The 19,979-nt window shown below is 44.2% G+C and carries 15 protein-coding genes; 5 read left to right on the top strand and 10 right to left on the bottom strand.

What is annotated here, in order from left to right; all coding sequences use genetic code 11:
- Nucleotides 1-72 precede the first annotated feature (72 nt).
- A complete protein-coding gene (locus dnm_RS16960) occupies nt 73-537 on the bottom strand; it encodes a hypothetical protein (RefSeq protein WP_207678101.1) in 465 nt (154 codons plus the stop codon).
- Between the two features lie 1,164 nt (nt 538-1,701).
- Entirely contained in the window at nt 1,702-2,868 is a 1,167-nt protein-coding gene (locus dnm_RS16965; protein WP_207678102.1) for a hypothetical protein, read from the bottom strand.
- A 675-nt stretch (nt 2,869-3,543) separates the two neighbouring features.
- On the opposite strand from dnm_RS16965, the gene dnm_RS16970 reads away from it, so the two are divergent.
- The 3 genes from dnm_RS16970 (at nt 3,544) to dnm_RS16980 (ending at nt 7,011) form a co-directional block, all read left to right on the top strand.
- Nucleotides 3,544-4,845 carry an OprO/OprP family phosphate-selective porin gene (locus dnm_RS16970; RefSeq protein WP_207678103.1) on the top strand — a complete coding sequence of 434 codons (1,302 nt, stop codon included), beginning with the start codon at nt 3,544-3,546 and terminating at the stop codon, nt 4,843-4,845.
- A gap of 328 nt (nt 4,846-5,173) precedes the next feature.
- A complete protein-coding gene (locus tag dnm_RS16975; RefSeq protein ID WP_207678104.1) occupies nt 5,174-5,599 on the top strand; it encodes a PDZ domain-containing protein in 426 nt (141 codons plus the stop codon).
- Between the two features lie 89 nt (nt 5,600-5,688).
- Nucleotides 5,689-7,011 carry a GEGP motif-containing diheme protein gene (locus dnm_RS16980; RefSeq protein ID WP_207678105.1) on the top strand — a complete coding sequence of 441 codons (1,323 nt, stop codon included), beginning with the start codon at nt 5,689-5,691 and terminating at the stop codon, nt 7,009-7,011.
- 154 nt (nt 7,012-7,165) lie between these two features.
- Here dnm_RS16980 and dnm_RS16985 read toward each other — a convergent pair whose 3' ends face one another.
- From dnm_RS16985 to dnm_RS17015, 7 genes are all read right to left on the bottom strand, one after another.
- A complete protein-coding gene (locus dnm_RS16985) occupies nt 7,166-8,278 on the bottom strand; it encodes an alanine racemase (RefSeq protein ID WP_207678106.1) in 1,113 nt (370 codons plus the stop codon).
- 45 nt (nt 8,279-8,323) lie between these two features.
- The gene (locus dnm_RS16990; protein WP_207678107.1) at nt 8,324-9,193 is read right to left on the bottom strand and encodes a nicotianamine synthase family protein; all 870 of its coding nucleotides are present in this window, start codon (nt 9,191-9,193) and stop codon (nt 8,324-8,326) included.
- Entirely contained in the window at nt 9,190-10,074 is an 885-nt protein-coding gene (locus dnm_RS16995; RefSeq protein WP_207678108.1) for a nicotianamine synthase family protein, read from the bottom strand. Before dnm_RS16995 ends, dnm_RS16990 begins: the two co-directional genes overlap by 4 nt.
- A gap of 378 nt (nt 10,075-10,452) precedes the next feature.
- Nucleotides 10,453-10,821, bottom strand: a complete 369-nt coding sequence (locus tag dnm_RS17000) for a hypothetical protein (RefSeq protein WP_207678109.1) — start codon at nt 10,819-10,821, stop codon at nt 10,453-10,455.
- Between the two features lie 56 nt (nt 10,822-10,877).
- Entirely contained in the window at nt 10,878-12,809 is a 1,932-nt protein-coding gene (locus tag dnm_RS17005) for a molybdopterin biosynthesis protein (protein WP_207678110.1), read from the bottom strand.
- A gap of 2 nt (nt 12,810-12,811) precedes the next feature.
- Complete coding sequence (locus tag dnm_RS17010) at nt 12,812-13,360, bottom strand: PilZ domain-containing protein (protein ID WP_207678111.1); 549 nt, start codon at nt 13,358-13,360, stop codon at nt 12,812-12,814.
- A gap of 54 nt (nt 13,361-13,414) precedes the next feature.
- Nucleotides 13,415-14,638 (bottom strand): molybdopterin molybdotransferase MoeA, encoded by a 1,224-nt coding sequence (locus dnm_RS17015; protein ID WP_207678112.1) that lies wholly within the window; start codon nt 14,636-14,638, stop codon nt 13,415-13,417.
- A 3,903-nt stretch (nt 14,639-18,541) separates the two neighbouring features.
- Between dnm_RS17015 and dnm_RS17020 the strand changes: the two genes are divergently transcribed.
- Both dnm_RS17020 and dnm_RS17025 read left to right on the top strand, forming a co-directional pair.
- Nucleotides 18,542-19,219, top strand: a complete 678-nt coding sequence (locus dnm_RS17020) for a zinc metallopeptidase (RefSeq protein WP_207678113.1) — start codon at nt 18,542-18,544, stop codon at nt 19,217-19,219.
- A 19-nt stretch (nt 19,220-19,238) separates the two neighbouring features.
- Entirely contained in the window at nt 19,239-19,397 is a 159-nt protein-coding gene (locus dnm_RS17025) for a hypothetical protein (RefSeq protein WP_207678114.1), read from the top strand.
- On the opposite strand, the gene dnm_RS17030 is transcribed toward dnm_RS17025, so the two are convergent.
- Complete coding sequence (locus dnm_RS17030) at nt 19,370-19,825, bottom strand: DUF29 domain-containing protein (protein WP_207678115.1); 456 nt, start codon at nt 19,823-19,825, stop codon at nt 19,370-19,372. The genes dnm_RS17025 and dnm_RS17030 overlap by 28 nt on opposite strands.
- Between the last annotated feature and the right edge of the window lie 154 nt (nt 19,826-19,979).

Below are 19,979 nucleotides of genomic sequence, written 5' to 3' on the forward strand. Positions count from 1 at the left end.
GTTCTTTACACCGTGTGACCCAGATGATCTGCGGAGTCACATGGATAATCCGGCAGAATTATTATTCTGATCTTATTTTTTTATGCCTTGAATGCTCGCCTTCATTTTATCATATAAGGCTTGGTCAAAGGCATTGATGGTATTTGACCTGACAGAATAGACCCGCATCCAAAAATCTGCATCCTTAGCCCATTTTTCTCTGATACAAACTTTAAACCACGCCAGGATTTCAGCAACAGATTTTTTATAGATATGTTTCTTAAAATCATCATATTTGACCTGATCAAATACGCCCGCGTCTATTGAATTACTGCGCCAGATATTTAAAGCGCAGATGGCAGAGTTAAACCCGTCTCTTCTGACAGCTTTCTGAAGTCGTCGGAAACTATCCCGACTTCTTTTCAATAATTGCTCTTCTGTCTGCCAGGGATTTATCCCGATCTGAGCCTGCGTTTTTGGTATTAAAATTAAATCAATAATTATCAGAGAAAGAAGAACCCCCAGCAATGTGACTGATTTGTTTATCTTTTTTGGCATCTGAAATCACCGTTGTTTATTTTTTTATTTATGCCACATAGCATATTCGGGCAGACCATAGCAAGCTTTTCAACAGAATAATACATTGGACAGCGTTTAAAAGCTCAATGATCAAATTTTTTGACCCGATTTGAACAAAAAGCCTGTCATTCCGTTCGACAACCCGACTGAGCCTGACGAAATCTGAGTTCACGCCGAACGGAATGATAAAAAAAATTTGAAAATCGAATATAACATATTGTTATTATCATTAGATCAAAAAAATTTTCAGGCCCCCGCGGGGCAGATTTTTGATAGTATTGAGAACATACGAATTGATCAATTTATGCATTTTGATATCATAAGTGCTTTGAAAACAGGATGATAAAACAGGCAGGACATTCCCATTTTCATAAATTATTTAGTCCTCAGTCCTTAATTATTGAGTTATCTATTATAAATAATAAGATAAGTCAATGGGGGAGACAGAGTATTTGGCAGTAGGAATGTCCTGCTACAACAATCCGGATATCTGCCTTCTTTATTATCATCAATAATTTAAATTTGTTAAGATTTTATAAGGGAGGAAGAGAAAACTACGGATTGCCGTGCTGACGCTGAAAAATGATTTTCGGGTTTTGATTTTTATAATTTTTTATATAATAAACAAAATTATCATCAGGCAAAAGGAGTCGTGAATATTTCCGGACAGGCAGAACCGGATTTTTGTATGCGGAAGCGTTCCTAAACTGGGGACGCAAAGCCCGGCTTTTTTATGAGCATTTATTTGGCAGAATATGGCGGCGGGTAAAAAAAAAGCCAGGCGGAATGACTGTCACTCACGCTTGGCCTCGCTTGCTGGCAAAAGATAATTCCCGGGAAAGAAACCCGGGTCTCTTTTCCGGGCAAATATCAGAAAACTTATGGTCTGATACTGGGGTGATGAAAATGTGGTGGTGTTCTAAAACTGGACTTGTCCCAATATTTACAGAATTGATTCAGAGAGTTATAAAGTTTAGCTCCATTTTTAGAACACTACCAATGTTTCCAAGGCTCTGAAAAAGCTAATCCTGTTTTTGTTCCCCCGCATTTTTCAAACTGTCTGATTTTTTAAAGTCATAAAAAATTTACGGAATAAAAATGGGATCGCAATTATCAGCCCGACTTGTGACTGATCCTTAACTGTCAGAATATTATCGTATGAATGAAACAGCCGTTGCTGTCATCGTCATCATCTGTGTGTTTTACTTTGTATATTTTTGAAAGGATATTTTCAGTATAATCCTTATCATCATTTGCCACAGCCAGATATGTTTCTCCGTTGATGATAAAACTCTCCCAGTCCCGTGCGCCATTTGTGGGAACATCGAGAATTTTTAAGAAAGAATCGCCGTCCCATTTGTAAAGCTCGGAATTCACACTCCGGGTTTCATCATCCTGATTATTGGCGACGATCAGATGGTATGTGCCATCAGTCACAAAAGCCTCCCAGTCGTGTGCCGCACTGGTGAGGAGAGACTGAAATTCTTCAAACGAATTTCCGTTCCATTTGTAAATCTTTGAATCAGTCACACGGGATTCGGATGTCTGATTATTTGCCACAGCCAGATATGTTTCTCCGTCAATAACAAAACTTTCCCAGTCACGGGCCGCGTGTGTCGGAATTGCCTGTATTTCAACAAACGCGTTGCCATCCCATTTATAAATTTTAGAATCAATATCCCGGTTTCCGTCATTCTCCTGATTGGCCACGGCAAGATAAGCCTCTCCGTCAGTGGAAAAGCTTTCCCAGTCTCTTGCGCCGTTGGTGGAAATGGCCTGTATCTCGGCAAATGCGCTGCCATCCCATTTATAGATGACAGAATTCACATTCCGGGTTGATCCGTCCCGTTCATTTGCAACGGCCAGATAAGTTTCTCCGTTGATGACAAAGCTTTCCCAGTCACGGGCCCCTTTTGTGGGGATATTCTGAAATTCCTCGAATAATTCGCCGTTCCATTTGAGAATCTGAGAATCAATCAGATAGTTTTTTGATTTGTCACGATAATTTGCCAGGGCCAAATATGCTTCATTGTCAATGACAAAACTTTCACACACCTCGACCTGGTTTGCACCTATGGTCTGGATATGCTGAAATGCCTCACCATTCCATTTGTAAACAGATGATTCAGCCTTGCGGTTTGCCACCGCCAGATAAGTCTCACCGTCAATTTCAAAACTTTCCCAGCCTCTTGCCTCACCCGTATCAATCGTCTGTATTTCCTCAAAAGACATCTCATCTGCCCAGCCTGCCATGCAAAAACCTGTTGTCAGCAGATAGATGGTGAAAAACAGCGTTTTATAATTTTTCATACCGTCTGTGTCCTTTCCATTGTTGTTTCTGTCATTCCTGCGAAAGCAGGAATGACATTATGTGACACCTTAACACCTGACACCCTTCTATTATTTTTTATGTAATTATATGTCAATATATTTTTATTTTTTTAATAAAATTACTCATAATAACAATACTTGGTTTTTTCTGTCATTCCTGCGAAAGCAGGAATCCACAGTGACATGACAGACGGAGCGAACTGGTTTTTCCGGAAGAGGCAGTCCGTTGCGACAATGGATTCCTTCTTTCGCAGGAATGACAATAAAAGCGGGAAGGACAATGAAAGCGGGAAGGACATAAGGCTGTGGGATGCTTTTCCCGGGAGGAGTCATAACTGCGACAATGGATTCCTGCTTTCGCAGGAATGACAATGAAAGCGGGAAGGACAATGAAAGCGGGAAGGACATAAGGCTGCAGGATGCTTTTGCCGGGGATGAGTCATAATTGCGACAATGAATTCCTGCTTTCGCAGGAATGACAGGGAGTGATGGTCTCTATAAGTTTGTATTGGTAATTTTAATATCAAATTATTTGCCAAATAAAAATATTATTGACAAATACAACCATAAAATGAAATAGAATGACACAAAAAATTGTCAGAAGCCTTTGAGCTTATGAAATGCTTTGAGAAATCTATATGGAAGGGAAACTCGATGGTGCAGAATTCAAAGATGTATCTGTGGATCATTCTTTTTGTGCTGGTGTGGTGTTTATGTCTTACAGATGAAATAAGAGCAGAAAATACTTTACTGACGGGATACAAGGACGGTTTTTACATCCGATCTGATGAGCAGGATGGGATGGAGCTGCGTGTGGGGGGAACGCTTCAGGGCGATTATCGCCATTACGGAGAAACAGCCAGAGATAACCGGTTTGATATACGGCGTGCCCGCCTGATGTTCCGAGGCCAGCTGACTCCCTGGTTCCGCGTGGGACTGACTTATGAGTTCCAGGGAAATGAAACCAAACATCTGATTGATGCCTACGGAGAGGCTGCCATCAGCGAATTTCACAGCCTTCGTTTCGGGCAGTTCAAAGAACCGTTCAGCCTGGAATGGCAAACTAGAAATAAGGGGCTTTATTTTGCGGAACGCTCCATGGGATATTCTCTCGGACCCAAACGGGATATCGGGCTAATGCTTCATGGTTCCTTTTATCACGACACAGTGAATTATGCAGCAGGGCTGTTTAACGGAGACGGCATAGACGGGTCCTCAGGCGGAGAGAGCGACGAACCGGAACTTGCCGCACGTCTGGTGGTCAGTCCTTTCAAAGCCAGTTCCGCAGAGTGGCTGAAATTTTTACAAATTGGTGCTTCCGCAACTTATGCTCAGATTGATCTCTCCAATGTTGATCTTGAGGTCAAAAGCAGCGGCATGACAGGAACTGGCATGAACCTTTACGTGCTGGGTCATAATACAAAATTCGGAGTCATACAGAATGCTGACAATCGCATTCGCACGTCCCTGGAAGCCGCATGGGCATGGGAATCTTTTGCGCTCACAGGGGAATATTTCCGCTTAAAATATACAGACCTGAAGCCTTCGGGCAAACCAGCCCGTGATGCTGAATTTTCCTCATGGTATGTGAGCGCCATGTGCTGCCTGACCGGCGAAGATTTTGTTCTGAGCCGGGGAGTGATGAAGCCTCTGCATCCTGAGAGCGTTTTCAATCCCGCGGAAGGTGCTTTCGGGGCAGTTGTGCTGGCAGCCCGGGCAGAATATTTTACCGGTGATGAGGACTGGATTAATCCGGTCGCCTTTGTCTCCGTAAAAGAAGCCGATGCTTATAGCGTGGCTTTAAACTGGATACTCCACCCCATGCACCGGATGATTTTTGATTATACTTATACGGATTTTAGCGACCCGGTCAGAGTCCGGGTAAATCCTGACGGAAATGTGGATTATGTTGAAAAAGAAAGCGTTTTAACTCTTCGTTTCAGCACAGATTTCTAATTGCCGGATGCGGAAAATTTTTTTTTCAGAGTAAGTAACCGGACATAATTTTCAGGTATAAATCTGACATAAGTACCCGGGCAAAAGTTTCCGAGTAAACAGCGGAGAAACCCGGGTTTTTCCTTCACGGAAGGGCGGATATTTCCGATAAAAAAAACCGGGTTTCTTCCCGGGCAAATATTGAAAACTTATGGTCGGGTACTTAAGACCCGCGAGGTTTCGGAAACCCGCAAGTCTTCGGATACCGAAGACTTTTTGTCCGGATACTTATCCAATCAATAATTTCACAATATTTTTATAATGGAGAAAACAAAGGAGAGACACAAAGATGAACAAAAGACTATTGCACAATTCAATTTTTTTTATCGGTTTTCTGATTTTGTCTTTATCTGTTCCAGCAACACAAAGCCTTTCTGTAGAAGAAAAATCGGAAAAATTTGGCGGTCTTGGGATGGTGGTGGCGCAAATCTTCGATCAGGAGGTTGAAAATCATCTGGGTTCGTTAGTGGTGCTTGGTGTTTTGGACGGAAAGCCTGCTGCCAGCCATGGGATTCAGAAAGGGGATATTATCACCCATATTGACGGAGAACTCACAAAGGGTATGATGTTTGAGGATCTGATCTTAAAAAAATTAAGAGGCCCCATAGGATCAAAAGCTGCGCTGACAGTCAGCAGACACGGTGAAAAAACACCCTTGAATTTCAATCTCACCAGAATCGAAATAAAATATACACCCGAAAAAAAAGCCGATTAATTCACGGGTGAAAGGAATTAAACCACCTTAAAAATATTATAGATTATTAGTTGGACACTTATATTTTGATAAAAGATTAAGGAGGAAAAATGAGAAAAAAAATTGGTATTGGTATGGCATTGGTGATGGTTGTCATATTGCCGTGCATTGCGTTTTCAGCTTACCATCACGCGGGCGAGGAAGACGCGGGGAGGTTTCTGGAAGTTTATCCGGATAAAGCGGCTACAAAATTGGATCATTGCGCATTGTGTCACACGGGTGGGCAATATGAAAAATCTGAAGGAAAATGGGTCAGCCTCGGAAGTTGTCAGTGGTGTCACTATTCCTACGGCTATGATGGCAGCGGAAATATTGTTGACACACTGAACGCTTATGGAAAAGACTATTTCACCAACGGCAGAAACGCAGAAGCAATAAAAGCCATTGACAATCTTGATTCTGACGGAGACGGATTCACCAACCACGCGGAAATCGAGGCCATTCGGTTTCCCGGGAACGCGGATGATGACCCGGACAAAAAAGCAGCTCCGTCGCGTGTTTACACAAGAGCGCAATTGGAAGAAATGCCTTCCCATACCCAGTTTTTTCTGATGAACACATCCCGGTCCGGCGATTTTTACGCGGAATATACCGGCGTACCAATGGAAGATTTGTTAAAAGATGCGGGAATCCTGGATTCAGCCACTGGCATTACAGTATTTGCACCTGACGGATGGTCCCAGTATCATCCTCTGGAATATGACGAAGAACCCGAGATGTACCATGTGAAAGGAACCTACCCCGAGGCAACCTATCAATATGTGCCTGATGCTGAACAATGGTGTGATTACAGCGCCCCTTCCTGCGTGGGCAGAAATCATAATGATCCCATCCATGTGACCGGCGGCTTGAAAATGATTCTTGCATATCAGAGAGAAGGAGCAAATCTGACTCCCGGTATTCTTACACAGGATAATAAACTGGACGGCGAAGGTCCCTATCGGGTTGTTGCGCCACAAAAAATCCCAAATCCTCCGGATCAGTCAAGCCGGTCCGATAATCAGGATGTGACATGGCCCTATAATTACGACTGGGACCATAACGCAGGCGCGGCCACACGCTCTGTCACCATGATCCGGGTGGAGCCTCTGCCGGAAGGAACGACCGATATTGATGTTATGGAAACTGGCTGGAATTACATTGATCAGGAAAAAATCATTATTTACGGGGCCATCGCTGAAACCAGTAATGACGGGAATGAAACTGATGAAGAGGATGACGGAGATGCCGCGGATGAAAAGGATGACGATGATGACAGCGGCAGTGACTGCTTTATCTCCAGTGCGGCTTGTGATATGAATTCTGTCATACTCATGTCTTCTTTGTTCGGTGTTGCTCTGATTACTTCTGTTTTCACTGGGCGGAAAAAATAGGTTCGGCAGTTCGAAAAATAATTGTCCGAACTATGATTTTCAGGAGCAGAAAAAAATATAAGTTCAGTTCGTAGTTCCGCCTTTAGGCGGTGTGACACCGCCTAAAGGCGGAACTACGAACTTTTCCAACGAGAAAAAAACGGATTCGTGCGTGCTAAACGCAGCATCCTCTTGCGTCCACTTTTTCTTTTTGCAGAGAACCATCACAGGCCCTGAGATAAAATGTGTCGTAAAGATTCATGCACAGGGCAACATTTACCGGTATGATGCTCATTCTGTCGCCAACACGGGGAGGATGTTCACAGCGGCTAATATCAACCCAGCCGTGTTCTTCATGGAGTCGGAATATTCGGGCATGGGGATGTTCGGGGATATACCCCATTTCGAGATTTTCATGGCGCAATAACTGCTTTGCAGAAAGGGCCTTTGAACCTGCGTCAATGATCACCTGGCCCGGAACCACATCCGAAACAACGCTGGTGATCACACGGGCAGCGCAGTCCTCAGGCTTACAATGGCCGAACTTCAGCACAAAATAGTCGTTCAGAAACGCGGTTCCCACACGAATTTCAGTGATATGAGGGATCAGATGCGTATTTTCAAGAGAGGGCGTGGAACCGGAGGAAACTGTTTCCGGACGGAGTCCCGCACTGCACAGGGCCTCATATAGCGGTTCCCATGATTCACGGATTTGTCTGAAAGCGTGCGGATCCCTTGCAGCGTCGCCATATAACTGCCCCAGATACATCTGAATGCCATCATAACTGAGTCCGTCTTTGGTTTCCGCATATCGGGCAAGTCTTACAACCTCTTCAGGATCGGCCACCCCGCAGCGATGAAGCCCCGCATCGAACATCACAAGAATTCCGAGAATTGTATTATATCTGACAGCCGCATCTGCCAGCGATGCCATGACATACTCCGAATCCGCGGCAACCCTCACCTTCTGTTTCTGAGAAATCTTTGCGAGAATCTCCGCACGGACAATCCCCGCGGCAGGATACGCCACTGTGATATCCGTATCTCCCAGCGCTGCCATGACCCGGGTTTCTTCGGCCTTTGCCGTGCAGATTCCCACGGCGCCGGCTTCCATTTGCTTCCGTGCGATACAGAGGGATTTATGGGTCTTTACATGGGGGCGGACAGAGAACCCGTGCTGTTCCGCGTAATTATGAATACGGCGGATATTTTTTTCCAGGATTTCCTCATCAATGATAAGAAAAGGCGTGGGAACCGATGCTGTGAGATTCAGTAATTCTTTTGTCATTGCAAATTCCTTTCCGAAGAAAGTGAGAACACAATTTCTCACTTCTCACTTTTCACTTCTCACTACAAAAACTGAGGTATTATTCACCGGCGGTTCAGGACGGATTCTGGCATATTCCCTGAATTCATGAGGAAGATCAAAAACAGACTGGTCATCTAAAAGACGCCTCAGACCTTTCTCATAAATCCGGTACGACACTTTTGAGCCTGCCGGAAGCGACTCTGCAAGATGGGCAAAAATTTCATCTTTTGGCAAAGCATCAGCCCCCACCATAATCATCTGACAGTTTTCGCCCCTCGCCCCTTGCCTCTCGCCCCTCGCCCCTCGCCTCTCGCCCCTCGCCTCTATTGGCAAAGAAAAGTGATTTCCCTGGATAATACGAATATGTTCGCTTAATCCGAGAATCCTGACAAGATCACGGGAAAGTTCGGCAATTTCAGGAGACTGTTCAATGCCAATACCTCTGACATGATATTGCTTGTAAAGAGAGATAAGGCTCAGCGGCAGAGGCCCGCTGCCCAGGAAAACCACCTGATCTCCGGCCCCAAGTTCGCCCCCCTGGTATTCCATCCGCGCAAGTCCGAGATAATTGGGATAATATATGAACTGTTTTAACTGGTCCCAAGGATCGGTCCCGCTGAGAACCGACCTCGCACACGCTGTCTCTATTCTCAGCCCGTTCATTCTTTTGACGCGGGATATCTGTTTTATGGCGCGCTGAAAATCCTGATCCTGGAACATTTCTTCTGCTGTATGATCATCAATCTCTGTCGAAGCCAGATAATTGAGGCGTTCAAGATAAGGACGGAAAACATCATCCGGCCCCTTCAGAATATCATCATCTGAGAGCGGACAGATCCCTTCGTAAATATCAAGAAATTCTTTTTTTATAGTATTCCATATAGTTTTTTTCATGCGTTCAGCTCCGCAAAAACAGTTGTATTGTTGACCCGGCCCGTGGGAAAAATTTCTCTGACGATTTTAAAACCGCTGATATCTCCGGGCTGAACCGGCTCGTACAGAACCGCCCGCATTCCGGTATAAGTTCTGAAAATGATGGGAATATGGTTTCCCCGGTGTTTCAGCAGGTTGTGCAGATTCTGAAAAATATGGGCTTTGGGTTCTGCAAGGGCTGCTATCAGCACCATATTCCATTCCAGTTCTTTCAGACAGGATTCATCTCCGTGGATAATTTCAATATCTTCCTCCAGTCCCAGGTGTCGGATCACTTTTCTTGACAATTCAACAGATTGGGAAGATATGTCCAGCCCCACGGAACGTAAGCCGCAGAGATGGCTCATAAGAATCAGGCTCATGGGCACGGGGCCGGATCCGACAAAGGCAAGCCTGCTGTTCTTTGTGATTTGCATGGCTTGGATCTGATTCCTCACCAATGCTTCATATCGGGGATAAAGCGGAAAAGATTTCAGGGTGTTCCACGGATCCGCTGATTTCAGTAATTTTTCTGCCAATTGTACTTCATGAATACTGAAAAACAAGGTGTAATAAGAACGAATGGTGGGAAGTTCCTGACGAATTTCCAGTTGTTCGAGAATAAGCCCTGCCAGATGGTCCCCGGTATTCAAATGGGCCAGATCATCCAAAAGCTGATAAAGCTGACAGAGTTCTTCAAGAGAAAGCGATGCCAGCATCTCAGGGCTGTATTTCCTGATTCGTCTGGCAAACGCAATGATATGGGGTTTTATAATATTCACACTGGCGTCACAATCTCTGCAACAGCCGGAAAAATCACTCTCATCGAGTTCATGCGTATGGGCATAGCTGATATTGTGCATAATGTATTGGCCTCAGATATGATTTTAATAAGCCGGAGGATCAGTCAGTCCCCCGGATGAAAGTGAAAGCAGTGATTCAGCGAAGCTCACGCCGAAGACTGAGGGCAGCTATGAACCAAGCTGGCCTGAGCAGCCTGCCGGGGCTTTCCTTTCATGTTTCATTGTAAGGGAACACGAAATAATACCCGATACAATACACCGGGTATTTTATTTTTGGGGAAATCCCTAACTGCTGAATCATGATCGTTTTAAAAAAAATATTTCTCAATTCGGACTGTCAAAGTTACACTTTCGCAGGCTTCCCTGATTTTTGGATAACAGAAATTCTGCCAAACTGCAAGTTTGGCACTCCGGATAATTTTTTTGTTATACTGTGCCTCACGACAGATCACTTTTGAGCATCTCGTCATTCAGCTCCAAGTTTTTGAGGGCCATCTTTGTTTCTTCAATTTTCTGCGCTGAAATACCGTTCTCCTGTAAAATTTCCACATTCAGCGTCAGCCCCTGTTCGTTGGCAAATCCGGAAAGCACTTTTATTTTTTCCGGTAAAACAAGAATCTTCGTCAGTCTGGGAGGCTCAGTCTGCTTTCTGGCTTCCTCACCCGTAATAATAAAAACCTCCTCGGAGATTTCCACTTGATCAGGAGAAAGGCTTTCACCAAAATAAAACGTTTCATAAGAGCCATCAAAAGGGATGGCCGGGAATAAGTACAGCAGGTTAAGCTGAGGAACGAAAATCAACGCCAATGTCGGGTTTCGTTCCTCAACCCGGCTGCATGACTGACACCCCTGTCTGTCAAAGTCTAATCACTGACAACCGTTCCTGTTTTTTCAGTGCTGTATCCGCCCAGCGCCTGAACCCGTTTTTTAAATTCCCCGGTGTTTATTGTTTCAAGCAGAATCCTGATATTGTCCGAGTCAAAATGCTCCTGAGGAATAACAAGGTCATACTGTTCTGTGACAACAGGAATAAAATCCAGATGCAGGGCCTTTGCTGCCGCATAAATTCCCAATCCCGCGTCAGCCATTCCGCTCAACACTGAAACCGCCACAGACATATGGGTAAATTCCTCGTTTTCATATCCTGTGATGCTCCCGCTGTCCATGCCAAGCTGCCTGAGTCTGTAGTCAAGAAGAATCCGCGTGCCGGACCCGGCCTGTCTGTTAATAAACATGATGTCCTCACGCCCGAGATCCTCGATGCCTCTGATGTTTTTGGGATTCCCCGGGGAGACAATCAGTCCCTGATCTCTGAACACAAGATTGACCAGTTTTACTTTGGTATCAGGCAAATATCGTCTGATATACGATATATTGTAGGAACCGTCTTCCGTGTCAAGCAGATGCGAACCCGCAAGATGACACACGCCCCGTTTAATTGCCATGAGGCCGCCCATGCTTCCCACATGACTTGAGGAAACTTTAAGGTTGCTATGCTTTGCCTTTAATTCATCCGCTAAAATATCCAGTGTGTTGTCATGGCTTCCCACCACAACAATGGTATTCTGAACAGAAGACAGGGGGCGGAGAAGTTCTGCAAAAACCGGTTCCTTATCTTTCAGCCCCTCAACGTGATTAGGGATGCGGATAATCCCGTCCGCCTCGGTGATGGATGTGATGCTTCCGGAGCCTCTGGGCAGCGGTGTTGCCACCACCCGGTCCCCCACTTTGCCGAGTTTGACCCGCAAAAATTCTTCCACACCGAGTTTTGAGGCAATTTTTCGTATGGGCTGAACCTCGGTTTTTTGCGGTTCAATGTCCGGCTGCCCCAATGCCCGGCATATCAGAGGTCGTACAAACTGCTCAAACGAGATGATAGCCGACACAGGATATCCTGGTATCCCTAAAACAGGTTTGTTTTTTATCTCGCCGATAATCAGCGGTTTTCCAGGCATCATGGTGACGCCGTGAACCAGTGTCTCTCCCAAATCACTGATCACCTGTTTTGAATAATCCTCGGACCCGGCAGAGGATCCGCCATCTATCAGTATAATATCAAAATCACTGTGTGCCGCGTCATCAACCGCCTGTCTGATCTTCTCCACATTATCTGTTAAAATCTCGTGCCGGATATATGTGGCACCGCATGCCTCGGCCAGTTTGCCCAGAACAAAGGAATTGCTTTCAACAACCTGACCGGGTTTAAGGTTTTCAAGTTTGGTGTCACGCCACTCAACCAGTTCGGAACCAGTTGGAATAATAAGCAGTTTTGGTTTTTTTCTCACAGATACCGTAAACACTCCGCCTGAAAGAAGCGCGCCCACACAATAAGGCGTGACCAGATGATTCTGGGGAAACAACAGCTCGGTAGCGACAATATCTTCTCCCATTTTTCGGATATACTGCCAGGGAAAAGCCGGGGCTTCGATTTCAATACGGTTTTCATCCAGCACGTTAATATGCTCAATCATAATCACGGCATTGGTATTTTCAGGAATCACATTGCCGGTATTAATATAAAACGCGTCCCTGCCGACAATCAGCTCCTTTGGTCTTGCCTCGCTCGCGCCAAAGGTATTTTCCGCTTTTACGGCAATGCCGTCCATTGCCGCGGCATGGAAATTCGGGGCAGAAATTTTTGCTGTTACCGGTTCTGCAAGGACCCGGCCCACCGCGTCCGGAACAGATACTCTCTCGTTTGAAAGGGTTCCGAACATGGAAAACCGTTCAAAAAGGATTTCCCTGGCTTGTTTCAGGGTTTTCATTTTTAAATATACATTACGCTTTGATTTCATATTTATCTCCGAGTCATTTTATCCGCCCATGAGTTAATAAAGTTTCGAATCTGATCTTTGGCAGTCTCAGGAATGTCCAGGAATTCACAGCCGAACAACATATGTTTAAAACCTTTGTAATTCTGAATCCACCTGATTTTTGTTTCAATACCGACAACTGGCCATAGTTCTGTGTGCCCTTTGAACTCCCTGAGAAGAAGCCGATCCTCCACATTTATTATTATATTGTCATCCTTTTTTATGCTCAGACCCATGCCGCCCGGGCTTAAATCCATAACAATTGCGCGGATCGTTTTTTCCTGGTAATTCGGAAGATCAAAGACAGCCACAGGTCCGTCTTCTATGGAAAAAAACATCCGTTTATATTCTCTTCTCTCTATTCTTTCCATAATACTCTCCTTTGAAATTTGAAACTTGAAACTTGAAATTTGAAACTCGGAACTTGAAATTTGAAATTTGAAACTTGAAACTTGAAGTTTGAAACTTGAAACTTGAAATCCGAAGGTCCGGCGGATTCTCATGCAGGCATATGTAACTGTTCCGATTTTCAAGTTTTAAGTCTTAATCATGTGACTGTTCCGAGTTTCAAGTTTCAACCCATTGTTTTATAATATAATAACAAAGACTTTTGTATCTTTATCCAGGCCTTCGGTGTTTATCCCTATTTCAATCAGGCCGTCTGCTTTTATGATGGTATTGAGCAGGCCGGATTTTCCAAGAATTGGTTCAGCCCGGAGAACGCCATCTTTTTCAATGAGTCGCACCCGGACATAGTCAGCACGTCCCTGGGCAGAAGATACGTTTCTGCTTAACAGGGCAGGGACTCTGATTTCTTTTTTATGCCCAAGTCCGCAGATATGTTCGATAAACGGGCGGACTACAATGGAAAATACAACCATAGCTGAAACAACATGTCCGGGCAAGCCCCAAAATGCTTTGTTCCGAACTTTGGCGAGGATTGTGGGTTTTCCGGGACTGATCGAGATTCCATGTACAAGTATGTCAGACTCCGGAAGAGCGGAAAGCACTTCAATGGTAAAATCTCTTACTCCTACGGAGCTTCCTCCTGAAATCAGCACCATGTCTGACTGGGAAAGGGCCTGGGAACATTTTTCAAAAAGCATATCATAGTCATCCTGAACAATTCCGAAAACAAGAGGAATGGCACCGGCTTCTCTTACCAGCGCGGATAATGTATGGGTATTGATGTCTCGAATCTGTCCGGATCCCGGAGATTTTTCAATTGGCACAACTTCATCCCCTGTGGAGATAATACCGATGACCGGTTTCTTAAAGACTTCGGCGCGTTGTTTCCCAAAAGCAGCCAGGAGACCGGTTTCCTGTGGTCTGAGTTTCTGACCGCGAGAGAGGATAATCTCCTCATTTTTGAAATCCTCTCCGATTTCAATCATATGCTGTCCCGGGGCAACACTTCGGAAGACTTCTATGGTTGTGTCGTCCATGGCCTCTGTATGCTCAATCATTATCACACTGTCTGCCCCGGGCGGCACCATGCCCCCGGTTGAGATTCTGGCACATTCTCCCGGACCAATTGAAAAATCAGGTGACTGTCCCATATAAACAGCACCTCTGATATTGAGATATGCAGGATTAGCTTCAGACGCACCAAAAGTTGACGAGGCCCGGACAGCATAGCCGTCCATGGTTGCCCGCATAAAATCCGGAAGATCAACATCGGAAACAATATCCTTGGCAAGAATTCTTCCCAATGTATCAGACAAAGGGATTTCTTCGGTGCCAGTGTGTGGAAAACCAGAAGCATATTCAAGGACCTGGTCCAAACTTTTTACTTTGAAAAATTCTTTCATAAATTTTACCCGGTGTTATAAATTATAAATTTTTATTTTTTCAGAAAATAGGACATTTTATCCCTTTATAATCAAAATATAAAAAAAATTCAATAAACGGTTTTCAAACATCATCTTCTTTGTCTGTTTCTGTGAGAGGTCTGGAAATTTCAGCAGATCGAAAACGAGTGAAAATTCATGGCCTGTTCGTAGTTCCGCCTTTAGGCAGATTTTTTCTGTTCGTAGTTCCGCCTTTGGGCAGATTTTTTCTGTTCGTAGTTCCGCCTTTAGGCAGATTTTTTCTGTTCGTAGTTCCGCCTTTAGGCGGTCCTTGTGAAATCAGAGAGTTGTAATCACATAACAGACCGCCTAAAGGCGGAACTACGAACTTTTTTTATTTGTTAAGGATTGATAGATTTTTTCTGTTCGTAGTTCCGCCTTTGGGCAGATTTTTTCTGTTCGTAGTTCCGCCTTTGGGCAGATTTTTTCTGTTCGTAGTTCCGCCTTTGGGCAGATTTTTTCTGTTCGTAGTTCCGCCTTTAGGCGGTCCTTGTGAAATCAGAGAGTTGTAATCACATAACAGACCGCCTAAAGGCGGAACTACGAACTTTTTTTATTTGTTAAGGATTGATAGATTTTTTCTGTTCGTAGTTCCGCCTTTAGGCAGATTTTTTCTGTTCGTAGTTCCGCCTTTAGGCGGTCCTTGTGAAATCAGAGAGTTGTAATCACATAACAGACCGCCTAAAGGCGGAACTACGAACTTTTTTTATTTGTTAAGGATTGATAGATTTTTTCTGTTCGTAGTTCCGCCTTTGGGCAGATTTTTTCTGTTCGTAGTTCCGCCTTTGGGCAGATTTTTTCTGTTCGTAGTTCCGCCTTTGGGCAGATTTTTTCTGTTCGTAGTTCCGCCTTTAGGCGGTCCTTGTGAAATCAGAGAGTTGTAATCACATAACAGACCGCCTAAAGGCGGAACTACGAACTTTTTTTATTTGTTAAGGATTGATAGATTTTTTCTGTTCGTAGTTCCGCCTTTGGGTAGCTTTTTTCTGTTCGTAGTTCCGCCTTTAGGCGGTCCTTGTGAAATCAGAGAGTTGTAATCACATAACAGACCGCCTAAAGGCGGAACTACGAACTTTTTTTATTTGTTAAGGATTGATAGATTTTTTCTGTTCGTAGTTCCGCCTTTAGGCAGATTTTTTCTGTTCGTAGTTCCGCCTTTAGGCGGTCCTTGTGAAATCAGAGAGTTGTAATCACATAACAGACCGCCTAAAGGCGGAACTACGAACTTTTTTTATTTGTTAAGGATTGATAGATTTTTTCTGTTCGTAGTTCCGCCTTTGGGCAGATTTTTTCTGTTCGTAGTTCCGCCTTTAGGCGGTCCTTGTGAAATCAGAGAGTTGTAATCACATAACAGACCGCCTAAAGGCGGAACTACGAACTTTTTTTATTTGTTAAGGATTGATAGATTTTTTCTGTTCGTAGTTCCGCCTTTGGGCAGATTTTTTCTGTTCGTAGTTCCGCCTTTAGGCGGTCCTTGTGAAATCAGAGAGTTGTAATCACATAACAGACCGCCTAAAGGCGGAACTACGAACTTTTTTTATTTGTTAAGGATTGATAGATTTTTTCTGTTCGTAGTTCCGCCTTTGGGCAGCTTTTTTCTGTTCGTAGTTCCGCCTTTGGGCAGATTTTTTCTGTTCGTAGTTCCGCCTTTAGGCGGTCCTTGTGAAATCAGAGAGTTGTAATCACATAACAGACCGCCTAAAGGCGGAACTACGAACTTTTTTTATTTGTTAAGGATTGATAGATTTTTTCTGTTCGTAGTTCCGCCTTTGGGCAGATTTTTTCTGTTCGTAGTTCCGCCTTTGGGCAGATTTTTTCTGTTCGTAGTTCCGCCTTTGGGCAGATTTTTTCTGTTCGTAGTTCCGCCTTTAGGCGGTCCTTGTGAAATCAGAGAGTTGTACTCACATAACAGACCGCCTAAAGGCGGAACTACGAACTTTTTTTATTTGTTAAGGATTGATAGATTTTTTCTGTTCGTAGTTCCGCCTTTAGGCGGTCCTTGTGAAATCAGAGAGTTGTAATCACATAACAGACCGCCTAAAGGCGGAACTACGAACTTTTTTTATTTGTTAAGGATTGATAGATTTTTTCTGTTCGTAGTTCCGCCTTTAGGCAGATTTTTTCTGTTCGTAGTTCCGCCTTTGGGCAGATTTTTTCTGTTCGTAGTTCCGCCTTTAGGCGGTCCTTGTGAAATCAGAGAGTTGTAATCACATAACAGACCGCCTAAAGGCGGAACTACGAACTTTTTTTATTTGTTAAGGATTGATAGATTTTTTCTGTTCGTAGTTCCGCCTTTAGGTAGCTTTTTTCTGTTCGTAGTTCCGCCTTTGGGCAGATTTTTTCTGTTCGTAGTTCCGCCTTTGGGCAGATTTTTTCTGTTCGTAGTTCCGCCTTTAGGCGGTCCTTGTGAAATCAGAGAGTTGTACTCACATAACAGACCGCCTAAAGGCGGAACTACGAACTTTTTTTATTTGTTAAGGATTGATAGATTTTTTCTGTTCGTAGTTCCGCCTTTAGGCGGTCCTTGTGAAATCAGAGAGTTGTAATCACATAACAGACCGCCTAAAGGCGGAACTACGAACTTTTTTTATTTGTTAAGGATTGATAGATTTTTTCTGTTCGTAGTTCCGCCTTTAGGCAGATTTTTTCTGTTCGTAGTTCCGCCTTTAGGCGGTCCTTGTGAAATCAGAGAGTTGTAATCACATAACAGACCGCCTAAAGGCGGAACTACGAACTTTTTTTATTTGTTAAGGATTGATAGATTTTTTCTGTTCGTAGTTCCGCCTTTAGGCGGTCCTTGTGAAATCAGAGAGTTGTACTCACATAACAGACCGCCTAAAGGCGGAACTACGAACTTTTTTTATTTGTTAAGGATTGATAGATTTTTTCTGTTCGTAGTTCCGCCTTTAGGTAGCTTTTTTCTGTTCGTAGTTCCGCCTTTGGGCAGATTTTTTCTGTTCGTAGTTCCGCCTTTAGGCGGTCCTTGTGAAATCAGAGAGTTGTAATCACATAACAGACCGCCTAAAGGCGGAACTACGAACTTTTTTTATTTGTTAAGGATTTATATTTCTTTGATAAAAATTGCCAGTTCAGATTTTTTCTGTTATAAATAGGGTCAGCAGATTGAAACGGATGTGTCCCGCCTTTCACACATAAAATTTGTCCTTGTGTAAAAGGTGGGACACACCCAGGATTTCATATAAGAAACAGGATTCATAAGAAAGGGATTTGATCCGGAGCGTCTGAAAAATAAGAAGGGAGGAATCGGGCTTTTTTTCATTTAAGTACCTAACCATAAGTTTTCGATATTCACCCGGGGAAGAAACCCGGCTTTTTTTCCGGAATGATTCGCCGGCCCTGAAGGAAAAAGCCGGGTTTCTCCGCGGTTCGCAGAAAAAAAAGATGTAAGTACCTGAGCAAAAGTTTTCTGATTATAACGGATTTAGGGGAGGCCGGCAATATGACAACGGATTCAGGGGATGAAACGGATAGTACCGGCCGGTATGACAGCGGTTCCCCGAGGGGTGTTTCCGATCCGGAAAGCCCTATCCCTTATCCCGGCAGGCAGCCCGTAATCCGGTGCCGCGGGAAGCCGATCTGAAAAGTCATATCCGTTTCATCCTTTTTATCCGCTGTCATATTCACGGCCGGAGCCTCCCCAAAATCCGTTATAATCAGAAAGTTTTTTATACAGCTTTTTTTCTGTGAGCGGCGAAGAAACCCGGGGTTTTCCTTTGTCGGAGAGGCATCATGCCGGAAAAAAGCCGGTTTTCCTCCCCGGACAGATATTAAAAACTTATGGTTAGGTACTTATAAAAAATTTTTGATCGGGTACTTAATTTTTCAAACCGGAGGTAATAAGCAATGCGTATCTTCATTTTTTTAATTCTGCTGATTATGGCTATCTATGGCCCGCAATTCTGGGCAAAAAGAATACTCACCAAATACAGCAGGCTTCAGGAGCATTATCCCGGAACCGGCGCGGAACTTGCCCGGCATCTTCTGGACCGGCTGGATATGCCGCATGTGAGTGTGGAAATTATCGAAGGGGGAGATCATTATGACCCCATGGAAAAAGCGGTGCGCCTGAACCGGACAAATTGCGAGAAAAAGTCACTGACCGCCGTGGTGGTTGCGACGCATGAAGTGGGACACGCCATCCAGGACAATATTGGTTATGGCCCCTTGCATGCCCGGACCCGGCTGGTTCGTTTTGCCCAGACAGCGGAAAAGGTGGGGGCCGGTCTGATGATGGCGATACCGCTCATTGCTGTTGTGACGCGTGTGCCTGCCATGGGAGTACTCACATTTCTGGGCGGACTGGCAATACTGGGCACACCGGTTGTGGTTCATCTGCTGACGCTCCCTGTTGAATGGGATGCAAGTTTCAGGCGGGCATTGCCAATTTTAAAGGCAAATCTTTCTGAAGAAGAGCAGTCCGCTGCCCGGGAGATTTTAACGGCCTGCGCGCTGACATATCTGGCTGCTTCGTTGGCAAGCCTCCTGAATCTCTGGCGATGGATTAGGATTTTGCGGCGATAAGACATGCCAAAGTGCAACTTTGGCACTCCGGAGAAGTTTCAAGTTTCAAGTTTCAAGTTTCAAGTTTCGAGTTTCAAGTTTCAAGTTTCAAGTTTCGAGTTTCGAGTTTCGAGTTTCAAGTTTCAAGTTTCAAGTTTCAAGTTTCAAGTTTCAAGTTTCAAGTTTCGACTCGGGATAAAAGTCCTTGTTCAATGCGTCTTCCAAAGGATACGGACAATTTCTCGGAAACACGGATTCGGAAATCCCTGTCTCAGCAGCAGCATATTCCACAGCCTTTTTATAAGCTTTCGGAATTTTCTGATCAATCTGATGATTCAGGCTCGGGCTCATTTCCAACAACTGTTCTATCTGATGCCTTTGCTCGACAATGGTTCTTTTCCAACTGCCCGAACGATGCTCAGGCTCAAACTGCCACTTGAGCAGACGGGCAAACAGTATTTTCAGACGGCTGACCAGCTCCCGGTGCTGAGTCTTACCCATGGCGTCCAATTCCTCCGCGATGTTTTCAATATCAATCTCTGATATCTTTCTCTCTCGTAAAAGCTGCACATTATGACAGAGCCACAGATGAAAATCCTGTTCATACACCGTTTTAAGATTGCTCATAAAAACCTCTTTTCTTACTATAAAAATCTATTTGAAAAAAACAATGGATTTTAAGCCGGGTTTCACTACCATACACTTTTTTTAACTATTTTTAATTATTATATAAAGACGACCATAGTTGGTTTGAAATTTAAATAACTGTTTGTTTTTTAAA

Origin of the sequence: Desulfonema magnum, from assembly GCF_017377395.1 — a bacterium.
In the GTDB taxonomy this organism is placed as follows: domain Bacteria; phylum Desulfobacterota; class Desulfobacteria; order Desulfobacterales; family 4be13; genus Desulfonema_C; species Desulfonema_C magnum.